The following is a 21,626-nucleotide window of genomic DNA, read 5'->3' on the forward strand; positions in this document are numbered from 1 at the left end:
ATGACTGCGGTGGCGTGAGGGAAGGGAAACGCGCCCTGTCCCGCACCTCACCGGCGTAGCGTCCCCGGCCGCCCCGAACCCGCCCGTGCGAGGGGTTGGTTGGGCGGTCTCCAGGCCGCCGCCCGGGCCTTCGGCGGGGCGGCCCGGGGTGGCGCTGCTCAACAGTCAGACTCCAGGAAAGTTTCTCCGGATGTGCACTGTGACCGATCACTTGAACTTCAGCCTTACCCAATTGCGGTACTTCGTGGTATCGGCTGAGCTCGGCAACATATCCGAGGCGGCAGAGCAGCTGTGCACCTCGCAGTCAACGATTTCTTCGGCCCTGCAGCGGCTGGAACGCCATCTGGGCGTGCAGTTGCTTCTTCGCCATCACGCCCGTGGGGTCACCCTTACTCCAAGCGGTCGGCGCTTGCTGCGGGAGGCGCACACACTGTTGGGGCAGGCCAGGAACCTCAAGGCCCAGGGCGCTGCCCTGATGAGCGACACTGCGGGCCAGCTCGACGTCGGCTTCTTCTTTCCGATCGCCCCGTTTCTGCTGCCGTTGGCCTACCGGATGACCAAAGAACGTCATGCGGCACTGCAGTTGAACGTGCACGAGGCATCCGCCGAACGACTTCTGGAACTCCTGCAGGACGGCCGATGCGAGCTGGTGGTGACGTATGACTTCCTGTCAGCAGAATCCAGCTTTCACCCACTCGTCGACCTGCCCGTTTACGCCCTCCTGGCCGAGGGTGATCCGAGCGGCAAGAACGGCTCCGTCGCTTTGGGCGACCTGGTCACGCGGCCACTCGTCACCCTGGACTCCCCTTCCGTTCTGCGTCACTTCGAGAAGCTGTGCGCCAACGCCGGCATCCGTATGCCGCACGTGATCAGGACGACGACCCTGGAGACCATGCGCGGGCTGGTGGCCGCTGGTGCCGGGTTCGCGTTGATGTATCAACGCGCTGCGAACACAACGACTCTGGACGGCGAAAAGCTCCGAGCCGTCGAAATCGTCGACGGCGCACCTGCGTCATCCCTCGGTGTGGCCATGATGCCAGGTCTCTCCATGAGCAGCCGTGGTGCAGCCTTCCTGCAAGTGCTGCGATCGGCGATCTCGATCAGCTACGCCGCTACTTCACGTACCCGACCCGGTACGAACGATCCCAGAGATGAGGACTCGAAATGGAACAGAACCTCAGCGAGAAGGTAGACGAGTTTCTGCGACGCCTGGAGAGGTACGACTTCTCCGGCGCCCGGGCGATGTGTACCGACCGGGCCACCGTGTGGCAGAACGACGGCAAGGACGAGCAGGTGATCGACGAGAGGATGGAACAGTTCCATACCTTCGTCGCCACCGTGGATTCGCTGCGGTACGACGTGAGCCGCCAGTTCGAGAACGCCAACGAGGTGCTCCAGCAGCAGGTGCTCCATCTGAACATGACCGACGGGTCTCACAAGGAGATCCACGCTCTGCTGTATTTCCGGTTTGCGGGCGACCTCATCGACCGGATCGAGGAGTACGTCTACCCCGTGCCGCCGGGCACGGCGTCATGATCGTGCCTTCCCCTCTCGAAGAACGCTCCTGAGCGACGGCCCGTCCGGACGTGAGGGCGCCGGGACGCAGTGCGGCTCCACCCCGTGGCCGGAGTCAGGCACGCCACTCCCTGGTGCGTTCCGGCGAGGCCGCCGCCAACGCCGTCACGATGACGTCGACCTCGCCCCGGATCCCGTAGACCGGGGTCCCGGGCTGCTGGCGCCACGACTCGTCCAGACCACCCGCGTCCACGGTGTCGAAGCCGAGTTCGTCGACGAGGTCGCGCACGGTCTGCTTGGCCCCCGCGTCGTCACCGGCGACCGGCAGGGCCTGACGGCCTTCGCTGCCCCGGGGACGGCCCCGGTCCAGGATGTCCTGGGCGTACGTCCCGTTGAACGCCTTGATCACGGGGTGCCCGATCTGCTGCTCGGTCCATCGGCTCTCGGGCAGTCCGTCCTCGATGGCGGCGATCCTGCCGTCGCGCTGCTGCGGGTAGTAGTTGCCGGTGTCGATGACGGCGGCGCCCGGCGCCGCTTTGTCGAGGAATCCGGCGGGCAGCTCGGGTACCGCTTTGAGGGGGATGGCCACCACGACGACCTGGGCGTCCTGCGCCACCCCGGACACGGCGACCGGGGTGGCGCCGGTCTCCTCGGCGAGTGCCCTGAGCGTCTGCGGACCACGTGAATTGGCCACGGACACCTCATGCCCGAGGGCGGTGAGCCGCCGGGTCAGGTTGCCGCCGATGTTGCCCGCTCCGATGATGCCGATCTTCATGAATGTGACCTTCCGCTGCGAAAACTGCCTGCCGGCCCGACACCCGTAACGTCCTGACCCGCCGTCAGCGCCGGCGGCCGGCAATAAGCGGCGCCTCGTCCCACGGCTCTTTCCCTGCCCGCCACGTCCGCTGTGCGGCCGTGTGGGCCACCGAGTGCGTCCGCTCAATATCGGTCCTGCCGATCACCATGTCCAGTCCGCTGGATCGCATTTGGCGATCCGTTGGATCGAAATAATCACCTTGACCGCGTCAACGGGACCGTTGAGAGTTCTTTCAGCCGTTTCCGCGGCAGCGCGGCCAACTGGCGCGAAAATCCCAATTCCGCACTCGGGCACCCCATGGTATCCGCATTGTCACTGCCTCCGCAGGGAACGCGACGCGGACCGTCGGCGGACGAGTCCCCATCGCAGGACTCCCGATTTCCTGAACCACGATTCGGAAACGGTTCGCGGCGGCGCGTGCGGGAAATCACTGATCTTCCTTGTCCGACCACTTCCTTGTCCGACCGCAGCAGCCGGTCGCCCTACGGCTCGGTTCAGGGCCCGTGAACGAGGTCATGGCACATCAACCCGAAGGGACTGTTATGCCCACGCTGGAACCGTCCGCTCGTCCGAGAGATCTGCCGTCATTGACCGGAATGCGATTCATCGCGGCCTTCGCCGTGGTGGTCTCTCACCTGGCCGGCCACATCGTAGGAACGATGCACCCTGGCCTGCCGTATCTGCTCACGGCCCTCGGGCCGGTCGGGGATTCTCGAATTCGTCCTCGGCATCCTGATGGCACGCATCGTGATCACCGGCAAACGGATCCGCCTGGGCATGGCGCCGGCGTTTCTCCTGGCGATCAGCTGTGTGCTGGTCCAGTCCCACCTGCCCGGTATCTTCCGTCTGTGCGCCGGGCCGACCGCGTTCGCGCTCGCCCTGGTCATCGCCGCAGGCGCCAGCGCCGACCTGCGCGCGGCGCGCACGCCGCTCAGCGGCCGCATCATGGTCTGGCTGGGCGAGATCTCGTTCGCCCTCTACATCGTGCACTACCTCGTCATTCAGTACGGCCCGATCGATGCCGTACACGCCACGGGCGGAGCAGTGCACGCGTCCCTGTCAACGAGACTGTTCCACATTCTGTTCACGGTCACGGTCAGCATGGCCCTCGCCGCTGCCCTCTACACGATGGTCGAACGCCCCATGGTTCGGCGCTTCAGTCGCCCAACCGGCAGACCCGCGAAGCCGATCGCGGTTTCCGAGGCCGCGGACGGAAGGTGACGTCCTGCCGCTCGGCACACTGCCGCAGGCACGGATCGGCCGTTGGGCCCCCTCTCCGCACGGGAGCCGCCGGTGGCGGCACAGGGCGGAACGCACGTTGTCGCGGCCCCTCGTGCGCTGCGCGTCTCTCCCCACATCCTGGAGTTGTCCCCCCATGACGAACACCCGCACCACCTCCGGTTCCGCAGTCCCCGAATTTCCGGTCACCAGACCGGATTCCTGCCCCTTCGACCCCGACGAGACCCACGCCCGGCTGCGCAGCGAAGACCCCGTGTCGCTGGTGCGCTGCCCGGCCGGAATGGACGCGTGGCTGGTCACCCGGTACGAAGGCATCCGGGAAGTGCTGGCGAATCCGCGACTGAGCTCCCGCGCCGCAGGGTCGAATCACATGCTGCCGTCCTACGCCATGAGCGACCCGGCGCCGGGCTTCATGATCCAGTTGGACGGCGCGGAGCACCTGCGGCTACGGCGGCTGCTGATGGGCGAGTTCACCGCACGGCGGATGGAGGCCCTGCGGCAGCCCATCGAGAAGATCGCCGACGAGCACCTCGACGCGATGCTCGCCGGGTCGGGCGCCGACCTGGTACGGGACTTCGCGTTGCCGATCCCTTCGCTGGTGATCTGCGAGATGCTCGGCGTGCCCTACGACGACCACGAGGCGTTCGAACGCGACAGCGAGGTACTGATCAGCTTCGAGGCGGACGAGGCCACCCGCGACGCCGCCAACCGGCGGCTGGACCGCTACCTCGGTGAACTGATCGAGCAACGGCTCACCGAGCCGCGGGACGACATACTGAGCCGGCTGATCGCCCGCGGTAACGCGTCCGACCGGCCGCTGACCGTCGAGGAGTTGGTCAACCTCGCGCGGCTGCTGCTGGTCGCCGGGCACGAGACGACCGCCAACATGATCGCGCTGAGCACGTTGGTGCTGCTGGAGAACCCGGACCGGATGGCCGCTCTGCGGGCCGCCCCGGACACGGTCGGCACCGCCGTGGAGGAGCTGCTGCGCTACCTTTCGGTGATCCAGTTCGGACTGCTCCGGTACGCCACCGAAGACGTCACCGTCGACGGCACGGCGGTGGCGGCCGGAGAGTGGCTGATCGCCGCGATCCCGTCCGGCAACCGGGACGAGCGCGTATACGCCGCCCCGGACACCCTCGACCTCGGCCGGCAGGCCCGCACCCACCTGGCGTTCGGTCTCGGCCCGCACCAGTGCATCGGCCACCAACTGGCCCGCATCGAGCTGCAGGTCACGCTGACCACACTGCTGCGCCGTCTCCCCGGGCTTCGGCTGGCGAGACCTCTGGAACAGGCCGACTTCAAGCTCCACGACATCGTCTACGGCCTGCGGAGGATGCCGGTCGGCTGGTGACGACCGAGCCGGGCCGGTACGCCGGTGCGCACACGGAGCTTGGCCGGTTCGGTGCGGTGGGCGGGTCTGGGGCGCCCACCGCGGTCAGGCCAGGGTCTGGAGCATGGACGGCTCGTAGGGGACGGCCCGGGCCAGTTCACCGCGCAGTGCCAGTGCCGCCCAGTCCGGGTTGGCCAGCAGCGACCTGCCCACAGCCACGAGATCGAACTCGTCGCGCTCCAGGCGGGCCACCAGCTCGTCGATGCCGGTCGCCCCCGACGGCCCGGTGAAACCCTGGGTGAAGTCGCCCTCGCCGTACTGCTGGTCCATGCCGACCGAGCCGACCGTCACGGTGGGTCTGCCGGTGAGCTTGCGCGCCCAGCCGGCCAGGTTGAGGGTGCTGCCCTCGAACTCGGGCAGCCAGTAGCGGCGGGTGGAGCCGTGGAACACATCGACCCCGGCGTCGGCCAACGGCGTCAGCAGCTGCGCCAGTTCCTCCGGGCTCTCTGCGGTGCGGGCCTCGTACCGGCCCAGCTTCCACTGGGAGAGCCGGAAGAAGACCGGGAATCCCGGACCGACGGCCGCGCGGACGGCCTGCACGACCTCGGCCGCGAAGCGGGCGCGGGAGGCCGGGTCGCCGCCGTAGCGGTCGGTACGCCGGTTGGTGGCACTCCACAGGAAATTATCGATCAGATAGCCGTGCGCGCCGTGCAGCTCGACGCCGTCGAACCCGAGTCGCTCGGCGGTCGCGGCGGCTTCCGCGAAGGCGGCCACCACCTCGTCGATGTCCCGGTGGGTCATCGTCCTTCCGGCCGGGGCGCCGTCCAGTCCGAGCCCGGACGGGCCCTCGGCCGGCGGATCGGTCGCGGTGCGGGCGACTCCGGTGTGCCACAGCTGCGGAATGATCCTGCCGCCGGCCTCGTGCACCCGGCGCACCACGCGGGCCCAGCCGGCGAGGGGCTGCTCGCCGTGGAAGTGGGGCACGTGGTCATACGCACCGGCGGCGGGGCGGTTGACGTAGGTGCCCTCGGTGATGATCAGGCCGACCTGGTGGGCCGCCCGACGGGCGTAGTACTCCGCCACATCCGGGCCCGGCACACCGCCGGGGGATGCCGTTCTGGTCATCGGGGCCATCACGATCCGGTTGGGGACCGTGAGGTCGCCCACGGTGAACGGTTCATGCAGAACCGCCATTTTTCCTCCCAGTTGTCGACACCAATCCGGCGAAGAATTCTCAGGCTGTGCGAGAAATTCGTGGCCGCACTTGGACGGTGCACGATTATCGGCATCTTTGGCCGCACCGTCCAGCCGGAAACAAAAAGCGCGGAGGTGCCGGGACGTGGCATCGCATCATGCGATGCATTGCATCGAAAGAATGAGCTTGACCATGTCAACGGGGGGCGCGGATAGTGGGGGCGGCGGCTCCGCGTCAAGTCGTCACCCGGAGCGCGGCTTTCCCTCTTCATTGCAGCCGGGGTTTTCCCGCCTCCGATGCGTGTGGTGCACACGGTTGTCCGGAAAAAGAAAAGGGGTGGCATCCCATGCCGACTCAGGACCGTCCCCCTGCAAGGGTTTTCCCGGAGCTGGAGGGCAAGCGGGCCGTGGTCACCGGTGGCAGCCGCGGAATCGGCGCCGCGATCGTACGGAACTTCCTCGACGCCGGCGCCGCCGTCGTCACCTCCGCCCGGAGCCGGCCCGAGCAGATGCCCTCCGGCGCCACGTTCGTCGAGGCCGACCTCAGCACGAGCGACGGTGTGCGCGCCTTCGCGGACACCGTGGTGGACACGCTGGGCGACGTGGACATCATCGTCAACAACGCGGGCGGATGCCGCTCGTTCCACAGTGTGCTGGACCTCGAACAGGACTGGCAGTACACGATGGACATCAACTTCCTCGCCGCGGTCCGGCTCAACGCGGCACTGGTGCCTTTCCTGCGCGACAGCGGCGGCGGGGTCATCGTCCACGTCTCGTCCACCGCCACCCTCGCGGCGTACTCGATGCTCTATCACTACGCCGCCGCCAAGTCCGCACTGGAGACCTACAGCAAGGGTCTCGCCACCGAGCTGGCGCCGGACGGCATCCGTGTCGTCTCCGTCTGCCTGGGCAACGTGGCCACACCGGCCTCGGAGACGGCGCGGAGCCAGATCGTGGAGTACTTCGGCGGCGACCCCGGCAGCACCGACCTCAACGACCTCGCGGAGAAGTGGGCCGCCGAAATCCCGCTCGGACGCATGGGCGAGGCCCGGGACATCGCCGACGCGGTGAGCTTCCTGGTCTCCCCCCGCGCGTCGTGGATCACCGGCAGCAACGTCCTGATCGACGGCGGGAAGACCGCAAGCCTGGCCTGAGGCGCGGATCCGGCTCCTGCCCACCCGAATCCCCCGGCGCCCAGCCCCCGGGCATCCGCTCGGCAGCATGGAAAGGACTGACACGATGACCGCGACAGAGGAAGGCGTACGGGCCTACCCGTTCGGTCCGATCCATCGGCTCGACGTGGACCCGACGCTGGTCGAGATCTGCGGCGAACAGCCCGTGCTGCGCGTGCGCCTGCCGTTCGGCGGCGAGGGCTGGCTGGTCACCCGGCACGCGGACGTCAGGACGGTACTGGCGGACCCCCGGTTCAGCCGCGCCGCCGCCGTGGGCGATCACGTGCCCCGCACGGTCGCGGTCGGGCTGCCCCGCACCTCCATGCTCAGCATGGACCCACCGGACCACAGCCGGCTGCGGCGCCGGGTGGCGAACGCGTTCACCATCCGCCGGGTCAATGCGTTGCGCCCGCGCATCCAGGAGACCGTGCACGGCCTGCTCGACACCATGATGGCCGCGGGGGCGCCGGCCGACCTGACCACGGCCCTGACCTGGCCGCTGCCGATCACGGTGATCTGCGAAATGCTCGGCGTTCCGCTCGCCGACCGCGACCGGTTCACCGAGTGGGTGGACGGTTTGCTGATGCTGTCCGACCCGGAGCAGGCCGCGCGGGCCCGCGAACAGCTCGGCGAGTACCTCACCGGTCTGATCGCGGTCCGCCGCACCGCCCCTACCGACGACCTGCTCGGCGAACTGGTCGCCGGGAACGAGGCGGACCCGCTCGGCGACGAGGAGCTGGTCAGCCTCGGCGTCAGCCTGCTCTCCGCCGGCCAGGAGGCCACCGCCAACCAGATCGGCAACTTCGTCTACACGCTGCTGACCCGTCCCGGCCTCTGGCAGCAGCTGATCGCCGACCCCGCTCTGGTGCCCGACGCGGTCGAGGAACTCTCCCGGTTCATACCGATCAGCGCCACCGCCGGCTTCACCCGTATCGCCACCGAGGACGTGGAACTGAGCGGGCAGACCATTCGTGCCGGTGACGCGGTGGTGGCCGAACTGGGTGTGGCCAACCGTGACCCCGAGGTGTTCGACCGGCCCGGGGAAATCGACTTCCACCGCGAGCGCATCCCACACGTCACCTTCGGGCACGGGATCCATCACTGCCTCGGCGCACAACTGGCCAGGCTGGAACTGCGGATCGTACTCGAAGCCCTGATCGAGCGCCTGCCCGGTATGCAACTTGCCGTACCGGCAGACCAGTTGACCTGGCGGGCCGAGCGCCTCATCCGCGGAGTGGCGGCGTTGCCGGTCAGCTGGTGAAGGCCGCACGACGTCGCCTCCGTACCGCGTGACGGGCCGGAGGCGACGCCAGTTCCCGCACGGATTCAGCACGGAGGGACACCGCCCGGTGTCATGAAGGCGCCGAATGCGCACGGACACTCCCCCTCACCTACGACTCCACACCAGCACCGAAACGCCACGGGAGAGCTGATCATGGCCGAACCACTGGATGCGATCACGGCGAGTCCCGTGCACGACCGGGGCACGGGACTCGCCGAGGTTCTGGCATCCGTCGATCCGGGCGAGGCACTCGCCGAGGTCATGGCGGCCATCATGGAGAACTACGGGGACCGGCCGGCCCTCGGCGAACGCGCCAAGGACCCCTCGACGGGGCGCCTTCTCCCCCGCTTCGACACCCTCAGCTACCGGGAGCTGTGGGCGCGCGTCCGCGCGGTCGCCGGCCGGTGGTACCACGACCCGGAGTACCCGCTGGACGCGGGCGACCGTATCTGCACCCTGGGCTTCACCAGTACCGACTACGCCACGCTCGACCTGGCGTGCATCCATGTGGGCGTGGTGCCGGTGCCCTTGCAGTCCAGCGCGCCGCTGTCCCAACTGAGGCCGATCATCGCCGAGTCCGAGCCGCGCGTCCTCGCCTCAAGCGTCGAGCGCCTGGACCTGGCCGTCGAAGCCGTCATCGGGGCAACCTCGATCCAGCGCCTGATCGTGTTCGATCACCACCCCGACGTCGCCGACCAGCGCGCCGCCTTCGACTCCGCCCGGCGGCGCCTGGCCGAGGCCGGCAGCCGTGTGGTCATCGAGTCGCTGGCCGAGGTGATCGACGGCGGAACCGATCTGCCGCCCCCTCCCCTGTTCACCGCCGAGCCGGGCGACGATCCGTTGTCCCTGCTCATCTACACCTCCGGCAGCACCGGGGCGCCCAAGGGGGCCATGTACACACAGCGGCTGGTCGGCACCGCGTGGTACGGGTTCAGCTACGGGTCAGCGGATGTGCCCGCGATCAGCGTCCTCTACATGCCGCACAGTCACCTCGCCGGGCGCTATGCGCTGATGGGATCGCTCGTCCGGGGCGGTGTCGGCTACTTCACCGCCAAGAGCGACCTGTCCACTCTGTTCGAGGACATCGCGCTGGTCCGCCCCACGGAGCTGACCATGGTTCCGCGCGTCTGCGACATGCTGTTCCAGCACTACCAAAGCGAACTGGACCGGCGGGCCGGCGAACCGGGTGACGTCGAGGCGGCGGTCAAGAAGGACATCCGGGAGAACTTCCTGGGCGGCCGGGTCGCCAAGGCGTTCGTCGGAACCGCGCCGCTGGCCGCCGAGTTGGCGGCCTTCGTCGAGTCCTGCCTCGGTCTCCACCTGTACACCGGGTACGGCTCCACCGAAGCTGGCGGGGTGCTGTTGGACACGGTGGTGCAGCGTCCACCGGTGATCGACTACAAGCTGGCGGACGTCCCGGAACTGGGCTACTACCGAACCGACAAGCCGTATCCGCGCGGAGAACTGCTGCTCAAGTCAGAGACGTTGATTCCCGGGTACTACAAACGCCCCGAGCTCACCGCCGAGATCTTCGACGAGGACGGCTACTACCGGACCGGCGACATCATGGCCGAGCTCGCGCCCGACCGGCTGGTCCACGTCGACCGCACCAAGGACACCTTGAAACTGTCCCAGGGTGAGTTCGTGGCCGTCTCCCGACTGGAAGCCCTCTTCCTCGGCAGCCCCCTCATCCGGCAGATCTACGTGTACGGCAACAGCGAGCGCGCCTGCCTGCTCGCGGTGGTGGTGCCCACCCCGGACGCGCTGGCCGGGTGCCACCAGGACATCGAGTCGCTCAAGCCGTTGCTCAGCCAGTCGCTCCAGCGGATCGCCAAGGAAGCCGGACTCCATTCGTACGAGATCCCGCGCGACGTCCTGATCGAGACCGTACCCTTCAGTCCGGAGAACGGCCTGCTCGCCGACAGCCACAAACTGCTGCGCCCCAGGCTCAAGGAGCGCTACGGCCAGGCCCTTGAGCAGCGGTACGCCGAACTCGCCCAGGACCAGGACCGGCAACTGCGCGAACTACGGCACGCCGGGGCGGACCGGCCGGTGCTGGAAACCGTCAGCCGGGCCGCCCAGGCACTGCTGGGCTGCTCGCACGCCGACCTGAGCGCCGACGCGCACTTCGCCGAACTGGGTGGGGATTCCCTGTCCGCGCTGTCCTTCTCCCAGCTGATGACGGAGATCTTCCGGATCGAGGTTCCGGTCGGGGTGGTCATCAGCCCGACCAACGACCTGGCACGGGTGGCGGGATACATCGAGGCGGCCCGCCGGTCCGGGGCACGACGCCCCACGTTCGCCTCCGTACACGGCGATGACCGTACCGAAGTCCGCGCCACCGACCTCACCCTGGACAAGTTCGTCGACACGGCGACGCTCGCCGGCGCCCCGGCACTGCCCCGCCCCGAGGGTCCCGTGCGGACCGTCCTGCTGACCGGAGCCAACGGCTATCTCGGCCGGTTCCTGTGCCTGGAATGGCTGGAGCGACTGGCGCCCTCGGGCGGCAAGCTGATCTGCCTCGTCCGCGGCAGCGACGCGGTGGTCGCGGCGAAGCGGCTGGAGGGAGCCTTCGACAGCGGTGACGCCGAACTGCTCCGGCGATTCCGGCACGTGGCCGACGGGACCCTGGAGGTGCTCGCTGGAGACATCGGCGAGCCGCACCTGGGCCTGCAAGAGGACACCTGGCACCTGCTGGCCGACACCGTGGACCTGATCGTCCACCCGGCCGCCCTGGTCAACCACGTACTCCCCTATCGTCAGTTGTTCGGCCCCAACGTCGTCGGCACGGCCGAACTGATCCGGCTGGCCCTCACCACACGGATGAAGCCCCTCACCTACGTCTCCACCGTCGCCGTGCAGCTCGGAGCCGAGGCCGGCGCTCTCGACGAGGACGCCGACATCCGCAGCACCAGCCCGGTGCGGCGCATCGATCAGAGCTACGCCAACGGATACGCCACCAGCAAGTGGGCCGGCGAGGTCCTGCTACGGGAGGCACACGACCTGTGCGGCCTGCCGGTCGTCACGTTCCGGTCCAACATCGTCCTCGCACACAGCAGGTACACCGGGCAGATCAACGTGCCCGACGTGTTCACCCGCCTGCTGCTCAGCCTGGTCGCCACCGGCATCGCACCGGGCTCGTTCTACCGCGCCGGCGCTGTTGCGCACTACGACGGTCTGCCGGTCGACTTCACCGCCGAGGCCATCACCGCGTTGGGCGCGCAGGCCACCGAGGGTTACCGGACCTTCAACGTGCTGAACCCGCACGACGACGGTGTCTCGCTGGACACCTTCGTCGGCTGGCTCACCGAGGCCGGCCACCCGATCCAGCGGATCGACGACCATGCCGCATGGCTCACCCGCTTCACGGCAGCGCTCCGTGCCTTGCCGGAGAAGCAGCGTCAGCACTCGCTGCTGCCGCTGCTGCACGCCTTCGCCCAACCCGAGGAGGGCGTCCCTGGCGCAGCCCTCCCTGCCGAGCGGTTCCACGCCGCCGTGCAGGCCGCCGGGGTCGGCCCCGACAAGGACGTCCCCCACCTGTCGCCCGCCCTCATCCGCAAGTACGTCACCGACCTGCGCCGACTCGACTTGATCTGATCCGAGAATCCCGCGAAGCGGTCGAAGCAAGTGACGTCGTGATCCTCAGCCGCCACTGGTCACTGGTCGCCCCCGGCGATCAGAGCCCGTACACGCGCCGTGCGGTGCCCGCCCACACGGCGGCCTTCTCGTCAGGGCTCAGACCCGCGAGGAGCGCACCGGTGGCGTCCACCACCTCGGCGTAACGTGCGGCGAGTGTGCACACGGGCCAGTCGGACCCGAACATCAACCGCTGCGGGCCGAAGGCGTCGAGCACGGTGTCCGCGTAAGGGCGCAGGTCGTCGACCGTCCATGCGCGCCAGTCGGCCTCGGTGACCATGCCGGACAGCTTGCAGACGGTGTTCGGCTGCGAGGCAAGGTCTCGGACGGCGTGCGACCAGGGCTCCAACTGGCCTGAAGTGATGGGTGGTTTACCGAGGTGGTCCAGCACGAAGGTGAGTTCCGGAAGGCGCCGGGCAGCGGACACTGCGGCGCCCAACTGGTGCGGCAGGACGAGCACGTCGTACACCAGGCCCGCGTCCGCCACCGCCCGCAGTCCGCACAGCACGTCGGGGCGGGTGAGCCACCAGGGGTCCGGCTCGCCCTGCACCTGGTGTCGGATGCCCCGCAGCCACTCGCCGCCGGGCAGGGCACGCAACCGGGCCAGTTCCTCGGCCACGTCGGGCGCGGTGAGGTCGGTCCAGCCGACCACTCCCGCCACCAGGTCGCTCTCGGCCGCGAGCGCCAGGAGCTCGGGGGTTTCCTCCGCCACCGTGATCGTCTGGACGAGAAGGGTGCGGTCGACGCGTGCGGCACGCGCCTGGGGCTCCAGGTCGGAGAGGCGGAAGTCGCGTCGGAGCGGGACGAGTTCGGGACCTGTGATCCAGTCCTGGTTGCGCACGGAGAGGTCCCATACATGGTGGTGCGCGTCGATGATGCCCATGGGCTTCACAGCTCCCAGACGACGGGCAGGCCGGCGGTGGCTCCGTCCGCCGAGTAGTCGTGGACGACGTCGAGGAGTTCGGCCATGCGGGCCTGCCAGGCGATGTTCACCGGCAGCTGCTCCAGTTCGGCGAGGAGCGCGGCGTAGTCCTCGCATTCCAGGACGTGGAAGAGGTCGGTGCCGCTGCGCCAGATGGTCCACGAGGTGGCCCCGGCGGTGCGGATGGCGGCCGTCAGCTCCGGCGGCACGTCGCGGTGAGCCGCCTCGTACTCCGCGATCCGGTCCGCACGGACCGTGGTGTGCAGGGCGATGCGCATGGGCGGGACTCCTCAGCTGTCGACGACGATGATGTCCGGGGTGCGCGGGCCGTGCACGCCCTCGGCGCGCTCCGACGCGATGTCACTGGTGGCGGATGGGCCGGAGAGGAAGGGGTCAGGGAGGCGAGGGTGGGGCGTGTGCCGGCGCCTTCAGCACGGCCTTGCCCGTCTGCCGCACCATCATGTCGTTGCCGTATGTGCGGAAGAGGGCGACGCGCATGGCTATCGGGCCTTGGGCACGGGGACGTCGCCCGGCAGCAGGGCTGCTTGCCGCAGCTGGTCCCAGGCTTCGGCCGGGACCGGTGTGCTCAGGAGTGCTGCCGCGTCCCGGACCTCCGCCGCCGACCGCGCTCCGGTCAGCACACTCGCCACGGCCGGGTGGCCGAAGGGGAAGTGCAGAGCGGCGGCGCGCAGCGGTACGCCGTGCGCCTCGGTGATCTCCCGCATCCGCAGCGCCCGCTCCAGCAACTCGGCTGGGGCCGCACTGTAGTTGAACATGGCTCCTGGAACGGGATTCGCGAGGAGGCCGGAGTTGAAGACGCCCCCGATGATGACGCTCTTGCCGCGGTGCGCGGCGGCGGGCAGCAGCTCGGCGAGCGCGGGCTGTTCGAGAAGGGTGTAGCGGCCCGCGCACAGCACCGCGTCCACGTCCGTGTCGAGGACGAACCGGGTGAGCATCGCGGTCTGGTTCATGCCCGCGCCGATGGCTCCCACCATGCCTTCGGAGCGGAGCCGTTCCAGCTCCGGGTAGGCCTCGCGGAACGCCTGCTCGCCGTGGTCGTCGGGGTCGTGGATCAGGGCCAGGTCGACGCGGTCGAGGCCGAGGCGGGTCAGGCTCTCCTCCAGGGAGCGTCGCACGCCGTCGGCGCTGAAGTCCCAGACACGGCGGTGGGTGGCGGGGACGGCGAAGCCGTTCGCCAGGTCGGAGCCTCCCCCCGCGTACGGCTCAAGGAGGCGGCCCACCTTGGTGGAGAGGACGTACTCCGTACGGGGCTTGGTGCGCAGCACGGCGCCGAGGCGTCGCTCGGAGAGGCCCAGGCCGTAGTGCGGTGCGGTGTCGAAGGAGCGGATGCCCGTCTCCCAGGCCGCCTCGATGGTGGCGGCGGCGCTGTCCTCGTCGACCGGGCTGTAGAGCCCGGCCAGCGCGGCGCCGCCGAGGCCGAGCGCGGTGACCTCGACACCGCTGCGGCCGAGGGCGCGTCGCGGCATGGCGCCGGCGGGCGGGTGGGCCGCGCGTTCGGTGTGGTCACGCGCCGCGGCTGCCATCACTGCCTCACCGGGCGCAGTCGCAGGCCCTGCATGCCACCGTCCACGGCCAGGGCGGTGCCGGTCACCGAGGCCGCGCCGGGGCCGGCCAGATAGGCGATCGCCGCCGCCACCTCGTCGGCGGTGACCAGACGGCCCATCGGCTGGCGTGCGGAGAGCGCGGCGCGCTCGGCGGCGGGGTCGGCGGCCTGCTCCAGCAGCCGCCCCACCCAAGGGGTGTCCACGGTGCCGGGGTTGACGCAGTTGACGCGGATCCCTTCGCGGACGTGGTCGGCTGCCATCGCCAGCGTCAGCGACAGGACCGCGCCCTTGCTCGCGCTGTAGAGCGCCCGCTGCGGCAGCCCGGCCGTGGCGGCGATGGAACAGGTGTTGACGACCGAGGCGTGCGCCGATTCCCGTAGGTGAGGCAGAGCGGCGCGGGTGGTGCGCACCATGCCGAGGACGTTGATGTCCAGTACCCGCTCCCACTCCGCGTCGTCGTTGTCCTCGACCGTGCCGATGGCACCGATCCCGGCGTTGTTCACCAGGATGTCGATGCCCCCCAGACCGGCGGCCGCTTCCGCCACCGCCGTGCTGACGGAGGCGTCGTCGGCCACGTCTGCGGTGTAGCCGCGCAGTGGCGCCGTCGCGGCAGCGGGTTCGAGGTCGAGGACCGCCACGGTGGCGCCGCGTGCGGCGAGGAGCCGGGCCGTGGTCAGACCGATGCCGGAGCCGCCGCCGGTGACGAGGGCCTTGAGGCCGTGCAGTTCTCCGTCGTGGCTGGTCACGGTACGCGTACTCATGCCTTCGCCTCCTTGCCGGCCGCGTCGGCGGCCCAGAACGTGCCGTGGGGGTAGCAGTAGGCGTCGATGGACTCCTGCCTCATCTGTGCGGAGAATCCGGGGACGGTCGGGGTGACGTAGCGCCCGTGCTCGATGCGGACCGGGGCGATGAAGTGCTGGTGCAGATGATCGACGTACTCGATGACGCGGTCCTCGGTCGTCCCCGACAGCGCGACGTAGTCGAACATCGAGAGGTGTTGGACGAGTTCGCACAGTCCGACCCCGCCGGCGTGCGGGCAGACCGGCACCCCGTACTTGGCGGCAAGCAGCAGGATGGCGAGGTTCTCGTTCACTCCGCCGACGCGGGCGGCGTCGAGCTGGAGCACGTCGATCGCGCCGGCCTGCAGTAGCTGCTTGAAGATGATGCGGTTCTGCACATGCTCGCCGGTGGCGACCTTCACCGGGGTCACGGCCTTTCGGATCGCCGCGTGGCCGAGGACATCGTCGGGGCTGGTGGGTTCCTCGATCCAGTACGGGTCGAACTCGGCCAGGGCCCGGGTCCATTCGACGGCCTCGTCGACGTTCCAACGTTGATTGGCGTCGATCGCGATGCGGATGTCGGCGCCGACGGCTGCGCGGGCGGCGCGGCAGCGGCGTACGTCATCGTTCAGATCGGCGCCGACCTTCAGCTTGATCTGCCGGAAGCCGTCCGCGACCGCCTGGCGGGCGAGGCGGGTGAGCTTCTCGTCCGAGTAGCCGAGCCAGCCGGGTGACGTGGTGTAGCCGGGGTAGCCGGTCGCGCGCAGGCGCTCCGCGCGCTGCGGGGCGCCCTCCCGGCCGCGTTCGAGGAGCGCGAGGGCTTCGGCGGGGCTCAGCGCGTCGGCGATGTAGCGGTAGTCGACCTGGCCGGCCAGCCACTCGGGCGCGGCGTCGGCGAGCAGTTGCCACAGGGGCTTGCGGGCCTGCTTGGCGGCGAGATCCCACACCGCGTTGACCACCGCGCCAATCGCCATGTGCATGACGCCCTTTTCCGGTCCCAGCCAGCGCAGTTGGCTGTCGCCGGTCAGGTCACGGCTCACCGAGCCGGGGTCCGCGCACAGCGCGCCGACCGGCCGTCCGACCAGGTGCGGCCGCAGCGCCTCGATGGCGGCGACCTGGACGTCGTTGCCGCGCCCGATGGTGAAGGTGAAGCCGTGCCCTTCGGCGCCGTCTTCGGCGTCCGTGCGCAGCACCACGTAGGCGGCGGAGTAGTCGGGGTCGGGGTTCATCGCATCGGAGCCGTCGAGCTCGCGTGAGGTGGGAAAGCGGATGTCGTAGGTGTCGACGGCGGTGATCCGGGGAGAGCCGGGCGTCCCCGCTACGGGAGAGCCGGCGGTCACGGGTACGGGGGCCTTGTTCACTGATAGGGCCGCTTTCATGGGTTTCACGGGCGTCACGCTGCCGCGAACGTCTGGCGCTGGCTGCCGAGGCCGTCGATGGACAGGTCCACGGTGTCGCCGGGACGCAGATAGGGCTGTCCGGGCAGGCCGAGGGCGACGCCCGCCGGGGTGCCGGTGTTGATCACGTCGCCGGGTTCGAGGACCATGTACTGGCTCAGATAGTGGATGAGGTACCCGACCGGGAAGATCATGTCCATGGTGTGGCCGTCCTGCCGGACCTCGCCGTTCACCGCGAGCCGCAGGCCGAGTGACTGCGGCTGGCCCACCTCGTCGGGGGTGACGAGCCAGGGCCCGAGCGGGTTGAAGGTCTCGCAGGACTTGCCGAGATCCCACTGCGGGGAGAAGTCGAGCTGGAACTCCCGCTCGGACACGTCGTGGCTGACCGCGTAACCGGCCACGCAGTCCAGTGCCTGCTCCACACTCTCCAGGTAGCGGGCGCGGGCGCCGATGACGACGGCCAGCTCGACCTCCCAGTCGGTCCGGGTGGAGCCGCGGGGGATGAGCACCTTGTCGTACGGGCCGACGACCGTGCCCGGGTCCTTCATGAAGACCACGGGCCGCTCGGGGATGGCGGCCCCCGTCTCCCTCGCGTGATCGCAGTAGTTGAGGCCGACGCAGACGACCTTGCCGGGACGGGCGACGGGGGCGCCGGTGCGCAGTCCGGCCGCGTCCAGCTCCTCCAGTCCGCCGGCTTCGGCGGCGGCCCGGACCCTTTCCAGGCCGCCGGAGCCGAAGAAGGCGCCGTCGATGTCGGCGGTGAGGCCGGACAGATCCAGCAACCGGCCGTCATCGGCGAGGAGGGCGGGGCGCTCCCGCCCGGGGTCGCCGAGGCGCAGCAGTTTCACGGGGTTCTCCTTGCTGGGTGCGCGGGTGATGCGCGGGCACGGGGCTTCGGCCGATGCGGGCCCTGCGGACCGTCGACCGCGGTCGGGTTCAGTCCTGTGCGCGGCCGGTGGTGACGCGGGCGATCATGAGGGCGATGAGGATGATGCCGCCGTAGATCGCCTGGATCCAGAAGGACGGCACCTGCGCGAGGGTCAGCAGATTCTGCACGACACCGAGCAGCAGGACGCCGGTGAGGGCACCGAACATGGTGCCCTTGCCGCCGTCGAGGCTGATGCCGCCGATGACCGCGGCCGCGAACACCGTGAAGATCATGTTCTGGCCCTGGTTGGCGTTGATCGCACCGACGTAGCCGGTCTGCATCAGACCACCGACCGCCGCGAGAACACCGGCGACGGCGAAGACTCCCAGCATCACGCGCTCGACGCGGATGCCGGCGGCGCGGGCCGCGTCCCGGTTGCCGCCGATCGCGTACAACGCCCGTCCCCAGCGGTGGTACCTGAGCACAAGACCGGCGGTCCCGAAGGCGGCCACCGCGAGCCACACCGACATCGGAAGGGTGAGGAAGGTGGTGGTCGCGAGGGTGAAGAAGGCGTCCGGCATGCCGAAGAGGGTCTTGCCCTCGGTCGCGCCGACCAGCAGGCCGCGCAGGATGATCAGCATGGCGAGCGTGACGATGAACGCATTGAGCTTGAACTTCACCACCAGGATCCCGTTGACGGCGCCGACCAGCGCACCGGCCACCACGATCGCCACCAGCCCCAGGGCCACGGGCCATTCGGTGCCGAAACCGGCACTGGCCGCGGGCAGTACGAGCAGCGCGCCGAGCGCGGGCGCGATGCCGACGACCGACTCCAGGGACAGGTCGAACTTCCCGGTGATCAGTACGAGGGACTCGGCGAGCACGACCATGGCGAGCGCGGCCGAGGCGCCGAGGACGGAGATGAGATTGCGTTCGGTGAGGAAGGAGTCGTTGACCACCGCGCCGAGGACCAGCAGGGCAAGGAGTGCGGGTACGAGGGCCAGCTCGCGTGCTCTGCGCAACAGTACGTTCTTGGGTGTACCGGGCGGGGTGGCCGTGGGCGGGGCGGTCGTGACGGCCCGCAGATCCGGTGCCTTGGTGTCAGCCACGGTCAACTCCTTCGATCGAGGCGATCAGCTTCTGGTCGTTCCAACCGGCTGGGTGCTCGGCGACGACGCGGCCGTGGAACAACACCAGGACCCGGTCGCAGCGCCGCAGGTCGTCGAGCTCGTCCGAGACGACGAGCACCGCGGTGCCGTCGTCGCGGGCGCTGTCCACCCGTGACAGCAAGGACTCCTTGGACTTCACGTCCACGCCGGCGGTCGGGTTGATGAGGACGAGGAGGCGGGGGTCACGGGCCAGGGCGCGGGCCATGACCACCTTCTGGGCGTTGCCGCCCGACAGATCGGACACCGGCTGCTCGGGGCCCTCGGCGTGGATGTCGAGACGCTGGATGAGGTCCCTGGCGAAAGAGTGCTTGGCAGCGGTGCCCACCAGGCCGCATCGGCCGAGCCGGTCGAGGACGCTCAGGGCGGCGTTGTCGCCGATGGACATCCCGGACACCAGGCCCTGCTCGTGCCGGTCTCGGGGTACGCAGCCCACACCGGCCTGCAAGGCGGCCGGGACGTCGCCGAACCGCAGCCTCACGCCGTCCAGTTCCGCCTGCCCCTCGGTCGGGGTGTGCAGCCCGGCGAGGCTCTCGGCCAGCTCGATCTTGCCGCTGCTGCTGGATCCCGCAAGGCCGACCACCTCACCGCGGCGGATGGTCAGGTCCACGTCCTCGAACACGCCGCCGGCGCCGGTGAGTCCGCGTACCTCCAGACGTACGGGCGCGTCGGCGGGCGGGGCCGGACGGGCGACGGCGGCGCCGCTTCCCGACGCCGTCTCACCTGCCACCGCCTCGCCCGCCATGGCCTCGACGAGGGCGCCGCGCGGCAGGTCCGCCACCGGCGCGGTGGTGATCCAACGGGCGTCGCGCAGCACGGTCACCGTCTGGCAGACCTCGTACACCTCCTGCAGGTGGTGGGAGATGAACAGGAAGGTCACCCCGGACTCTTGCAGGCTGCGCATCCGGTCGAAAAGCCGCTCGATCTCCCTGTTGTCGAGCTGCGCGGTGGGTTCGTCGAGGACGATGAAGCGGGCGCCGAAGCTCAATGCCCGTGCGATCTCCACGAGTTGGCGGTCTTCGACCTTCAGCTCCGCGGTGACGGCGTCGGGTGCGACCCGTACGTCCCAGGTGTCGAGGAGTTCGGCGGCCCGGGCCCGCATGCGGCGCCAGCTGATGAAGCCTCCCCTGCCGGTGGGCTGCCGGTTGATGAAGAGGTTCTCGGCGACCGTGAGGCCGGGGACGACGGTGGGCTTCTGGTAGACACACGCGACCTTGCGGCGCCAGGTGTCGCGGTCGGAGAGCGGCGGCGCCGCCTCCCCGTCGAAGCTCACCGTTCCCGCGTCGGGGGCCTGCAGCCCGGTGAGGATCGAGACCAGAGTGGATTTGCCGGCGCCGTTGCGGCCGACCAAGGCGTGGGACTCGCCGGGCATGACGGTCAGCCGGCCGTCGCGCAGCGCCACGGTGGGGCCGTAGCGTTTGACGATGCCCTCGGCGGCGACCAGCGGGCGGGGCGTGGGGGCGACGGTGCTCACTTGACCGTGTTTCCCCACAGCTTGGGGTCGCCGACATTCTCCTTGGTGACCAGGGGTGCCGGCAGTTGGTCTTCGAGCAGGCCGTTGGGCAGCTTGACGATGGTCGAGCCGTGGTCCGTCGCCCCGGGCTTGAACGTCTTCCCGTTCATGGCGGCCTTGATGTAGTACATGGCGTACTTGGCGTACGAGTCCGCCGGCTGGGAGACGGTGGCGTCGATCTGGCCCTTGCGGATGGCGTCGAACTCCTGCGGGATGCCGTCGTTCGAGACGATCGTGATGTGCCCCTTCTCGCCCGCCTTCTTCAGCATCCCCTTGGACTTGAGGGTCTGCAGGGTGGGGGCCAGGTAGACGCCGCCGGCCTGCAGGTAGATGCCCTTGATATCGGGGTGGGCGTTCAGGAGCGTGTCCAGCTTGGCGGCGGCCGCGTCGGATTCCCACTTCGCGGGAATTTCCAGCACCTTCAGGTCGGGGTAGTTCTTCCGGACACAGGCCCGGAACGCCTCGGAGCGCTCACGGCCGTTGACCGAGGCGAGGTCACCCATGATCTGCACTACTTTGCCGGAGGTGACCGTCTTGCCCAGGTAGGCGCAGGCCTTCTCGCCGTATGCCTTGTTGTTCGCCCGTACGACCATCGCGACCTTGCCCTTTTCCGGGGCGACGTCGACGGCGACGACCGGGACACCCTTACGCTCGGCCTGGTCCAGACCCGCGGAGATCGCGGCACTGTCCAGCGGGGCCACCACCAGACCCTTGACGCCCTGGTTGAGCTGATTGTTGATGTCGGTGATCTGCTGGGACGGGTCGCTGTTGGAGTTCACCGTCTTCAGGGCGTCCACACCCTCCGACGTCGCCATCTTCGGCACGTAGTCGTTGTACGACTGCCAGAACGGCGACGTCAGCAGGGGCAGTACGACGCCGACCTTGCCCACACCTCCTCCTTTGCCGCCAGGCGAGGAGGCGTCTTTCGTGCTTCCGCACGCGGCGAGAGCCAGAGCGGCACAGGCGGTCACAGCCGCCGCGCGGGCTGCCTGCGAGGGGATTCTCAGAGTCTTGCCGGCCATAGCTGCGGCTCCTCACCGATGGCACTGCGCTGAGTGATGGGCGTTGCGGGACGCAAAGGAGAACAGCCGGGTCGCTTCACCGGCCGGGCACGACTATTCATCGGACCACTCGGCCGTGTCAATGGGGCTTCGCCGCGTTTTTTGCCAGATCAAGCCATAGTGGTCCGACCAATCGTGGAGCTAGACTCCGCGCAGCGAACCAGGGA

Annotated in this window: 18 protein-coding genes and 1 pseudogene; 7 read left to right on the forward strand and 12 right to left on the reverse strand. The window is 69.3% G+C overall.

The genetic code is table 11. From position 1 onward, the window contains the following. The first annotated feature begins 148 nt into the window (after positions 1-148). Both AB0G35_RS30940 and AB0G35_RS30945 read left to right on the forward strand, forming a co-directional pair. Positions 149-1,192 carry a LysR family transcriptional regulator gene (locus AB0G35_RS30940; RefSeq protein ID WP_360956310.1) on the forward strand — a complete coding sequence of 348 codons (1,044 nt, stop codon included), beginning with the start codon at positions 149-151 and terminating at the stop codon, positions 1,190-1,192. Beyond that, positions 1,165-1,536, forward strand: a complete 372-nt coding sequence (locus tag AB0G35_RS30945) for a nuclear transport factor 2 family protein (RefSeq protein ID WP_360956312.1) — start codon at positions 1,165-1,167, stop codon at positions 1,534-1,536. Before AB0G35_RS30940 ends, AB0G35_RS30945 begins: the two co-directional genes overlap by 28 nt. 94 nt (positions 1,537-1,630) lie before the next feature. Here the strand turns inward: AB0G35_RS30945 and AB0G35_RS30950 are convergent, their stop codons facing one another. After that, positions 1,631-2,458 (reverse strand): NAD(P)-binding domain-containing protein, encoded by an 828-nt coding sequence (locus AB0G35_RS30950; RefSeq protein WP_360956314.1) that lies wholly within the window; start codon positions 2,456-2,458, stop codon positions 1,631-1,633. Positions 2,459-3,067: 609 nt separating this feature from the next. On the opposite strand from AB0G35_RS30950, the gene AB0G35_RS30955 reads away from it, so the two are divergent. Both AB0G35_RS30955 and AB0G35_RS30960 read left to right on the forward strand, forming a co-directional pair. Then, entirely contained in the window at positions 3,068-3,553 is a 486-nt protein-coding gene (locus AB0G35_RS30955; protein ID WP_360956316.1) for a hypothetical protein, read from the forward strand. Between the two features lie 154 nt (positions 3,554-3,707). Next, positions 3,708-4,925 (forward strand): cytochrome P450, encoded by a 1,218-nt coding sequence (locus AB0G35_RS30960; protein WP_360956318.1) that lies wholly within the window; start codon positions 3,708-3,710, stop codon positions 4,923-4,925. Positions 4,926-5,009: 84 nt separating this feature from the next. Here the strand turns inward: AB0G35_RS30960 and AB0G35_RS30965 are convergent, their stop codons facing one another. Continuing rightward, on the reverse strand, positions 5,010-6,098 hold the full coding sequence (locus AB0G35_RS30965; protein ID WP_360956320.1) for an NADH:flavin oxidoreductase: 1,089 nt from the start codon (positions 6,096-6,098) through the stop codon (positions 5,010-5,012). A 347-nt stretch (positions 6,099-6,445) separates the two neighbouring features. Between AB0G35_RS30965 and AB0G35_RS30970 the strand changes: the two genes are divergently transcribed. The 3 genes from AB0G35_RS30970 to car all read left to right on the forward strand — a co-directional run bounded on the left by AB0G35_RS30970 (position 6,446) and on the right by car (position 12,149). Beyond that, positions 6,446-7,252, forward strand: coding sequence for an oxidoreductase (locus AB0G35_RS30970; RefSeq protein WP_360956322.1), 807 nt, complete (start codon positions 6,446-6,448; stop codon positions 7,250-7,252). An 85-nt stretch (positions 7,253-7,337) separates the two neighbouring features. Then, a complete protein-coding gene (locus AB0G35_RS30975; protein WP_360956324.1) occupies positions 7,338-8,531 on the forward strand; it encodes a cytochrome P450 in 1,194 nt (397 codons plus the stop codon). 174 nt (positions 8,532-8,705) lie between these two features. Further along, the gene (gene car, locus AB0G35_RS30980) at positions 8,706-12,149 is read left to right on the forward strand and encodes a carboxylic acid reductase (protein ID WP_360956326.1); all 3,444 of its coding nucleotides are present in this window, start codon (positions 8,706-8,708) and stop codon (positions 12,147-12,149) included. A gap of 79 nt (positions 12,150-12,228) precedes the next feature. Here car and AB0G35_RS30985 read toward each other — a convergent pair whose 3' ends face one another. The 10 genes and pseudogenes from AB0G35_RS30985 to AB0G35_RS31030 all read right to left on the reverse strand — a co-directional run bounded on the left by AB0G35_RS30985 (position 12,229) and on the right by AB0G35_RS31030 (position 21,420). Then, positions 12,229-13,071, reverse strand: coding sequence for an amidohydrolase family protein (locus AB0G35_RS30985; protein ID WP_360956328.1), 843 nt, complete (start codon positions 13,069-13,071; stop codon positions 12,229-12,231). A gap of 5 nt (positions 13,072-13,076) precedes the next feature. After that, complete coding sequence (locus tag AB0G35_RS30990) at positions 13,077-13,388, reverse strand: L-rhamnose mutarotase (RefSeq protein ID WP_360956330.1); 312 nt, start codon at positions 13,386-13,388, stop codon at positions 13,077-13,079. A 12-nt stretch (positions 13,389-13,400) separates the two neighbouring features. Continuing rightward, a pseudogene (locus AB0G35_RS30995) lies at positions 13,401-13,496 on the reverse strand (lactate utilization protein C); the annotation flags it as partial. 114 nt (positions 13,497-13,610) lie between these two features. Next, positions 13,611-14,597 carry an aldo/keto reductase gene (locus tag AB0G35_RS31000; RefSeq protein WP_360956358.1) on the reverse strand — a complete coding sequence of 329 codons (987 nt, stop codon included), beginning with the start codon at positions 14,595-14,597 and terminating at the stop codon, positions 13,611-13,613. 56 nt (positions 14,598-14,653) lie between these two features. After that, positions 14,654-15,436, reverse strand: a complete 783-nt coding sequence (locus AB0G35_RS31005; protein WP_360956332.1) for an SDR family oxidoreductase — start codon at positions 15,434-15,436, stop codon at positions 14,654-14,656. Beyond that, positions 15,433-16,833 carry an enolase C-terminal domain-like protein gene (locus AB0G35_RS31010; protein WP_360956360.1) on the reverse strand — a complete coding sequence of 467 codons (1,401 nt, stop codon included), beginning with the start codon at positions 16,831-16,833 and terminating at the stop codon, positions 15,433-15,435. Before AB0G35_RS31010 ends, AB0G35_RS31005 begins: the two co-directional genes overlap by 4 nt. 14 nt (positions 16,834-16,847) lie before the next feature. After that, a complete protein-coding gene (locus tag AB0G35_RS31015) occupies positions 16,848-17,699 on the reverse strand; it encodes a fumarylacetoacetate hydrolase family protein (RefSeq protein ID WP_360956334.1) in 852 nt (283 codons plus the stop codon). Positions 17,700-17,787: 88 nt separating this feature from the next. Next, positions 17,788-18,804: an ABC transporter permease gene (locus AB0G35_RS31020; protein WP_360956362.1), complete on the reverse strand. Its 1,017-nt coding sequence runs from the start codon at positions 18,802-18,804 to the stop codon at positions 17,788-17,790. A 16-nt stretch (positions 18,805-18,820) separates the two neighbouring features. Next, the gene (locus tag AB0G35_RS31025) at positions 18,821-20,359 is read right to left on the reverse strand and encodes a sugar ABC transporter ATP-binding protein (RefSeq protein WP_360956336.1); all 1,539 of its coding nucleotides are present in this window, start codon (positions 20,357-20,359) and stop codon (positions 18,821-18,823) included. Continuing rightward, entirely contained in the window at positions 20,356-21,420 is a 1,065-nt protein-coding gene (locus AB0G35_RS31030; protein ID WP_360956338.1) for a sugar ABC transporter substrate-binding protein, read from the reverse strand. The genes AB0G35_RS31025 and AB0G35_RS31030 overlap by 4 nt, the downstream gene beginning before the upstream one ends. Positions 21,421-21,626 lie beyond the last annotated feature (206 nt).

This window comes from Streptomyces sp. NPDC021749, from assembly GCF_040640655.1.
Taxonomy (GTDB): Bacteria; Actinomycetota; Actinomycetes; order Streptomycetales; family Streptomycetaceae; genus Streptomyces.

Excerpts from the sequence above, each read along its gene's own strand:
- AB0G35_RS31000 (WP_360956358.1), bottom strand. The coding sequence starts at position 14,597 with ATGCCGCGACGCGCCCTCGGCCGCAGCGGTGTCGAGGTCACCGCGCTC.
- AB0G35_RS31030 (WP_360956338.1), bottom strand. The coding sequence starts at position 21,420 with ATGGCCGGCAAGACTCTGAGAATCCCCTCGCAGGCAGCCCGCGCGGCG.
- AB0G35_RS30955 (WP_360956316.1), top strand. The coding sequence starts at position 3,068 with ATGGCACGCATCGTGATCACCGGCAAACGGATCCGCCTGGGCATGGCG.
- car (WP_360956326.1), top strand. The coding sequence starts at position 8,706 with ATGGCCGAACCACTGGATGCGATCACGGCGAGTCCCGTGCACGACCGG.
- AB0G35_RS30965 (WP_360956320.1), bottom strand. The coding sequence starts at position 6,098 with ATGGCGGTTCTGCATGAACCGTTCACCGTGGGCGACCTCACGGTCCCC.
- AB0G35_RS31010 (WP_360956360.1), bottom strand. The coding sequence starts at position 16,833 with ATGAAAGCGGCCCTATCAGTGAACAAGGCCCCCGTACCCGTGACCGCC.
- AB0G35_RS30990 (WP_360956330.1), bottom strand. The coding sequence starts at position 13,388 with ATGCGCATCGCCCTGCACACCACGGTCCGTGCGGACCGGATCGCGGAG.
- AB0G35_RS31005 (WP_360956332.1), bottom strand. The coding sequence starts at position 15,436 with ATGAGTACGCGTACCGTGACCAGCCACGACGGAGAACTGCACGGCCTC.
- AB0G35_RS30960 (WP_360956318.1), top strand. The coding sequence starts at position 3,708 with ATGACGAACACCCGCACCACCTCCGGTTCCGCAGTCCCCGAATTTCCG.
- AB0G35_RS30975 (WP_360956324.1), top strand. The coding sequence starts at position 7,338 with ATGACCGCGACAGAGGAAGGCGTACGGGCCTACCCGTTCGGTCCGATC.
- AB0G35_RS30945 (WP_360956312.1), top strand. The coding sequence starts at position 1,165 with ATGGAACAGAACCTCAGCGAGAAGGTAGACGAGTTTCTGCGACGCCTG.
- AB0G35_RS30985 (WP_360956328.1), bottom strand. The coding sequence starts at position 13,071 with ATGGGCATCATCGACGCGCACCACCATGTATGGGACCTCTCCGTGCGC.
- AB0G35_RS30970 (WP_360956322.1), top strand. The coding sequence starts at position 6,446 with ATGCCGACTCAGGACCGTCCCCCTGCAAGGGTTTTCCCGGAGCTGGAG.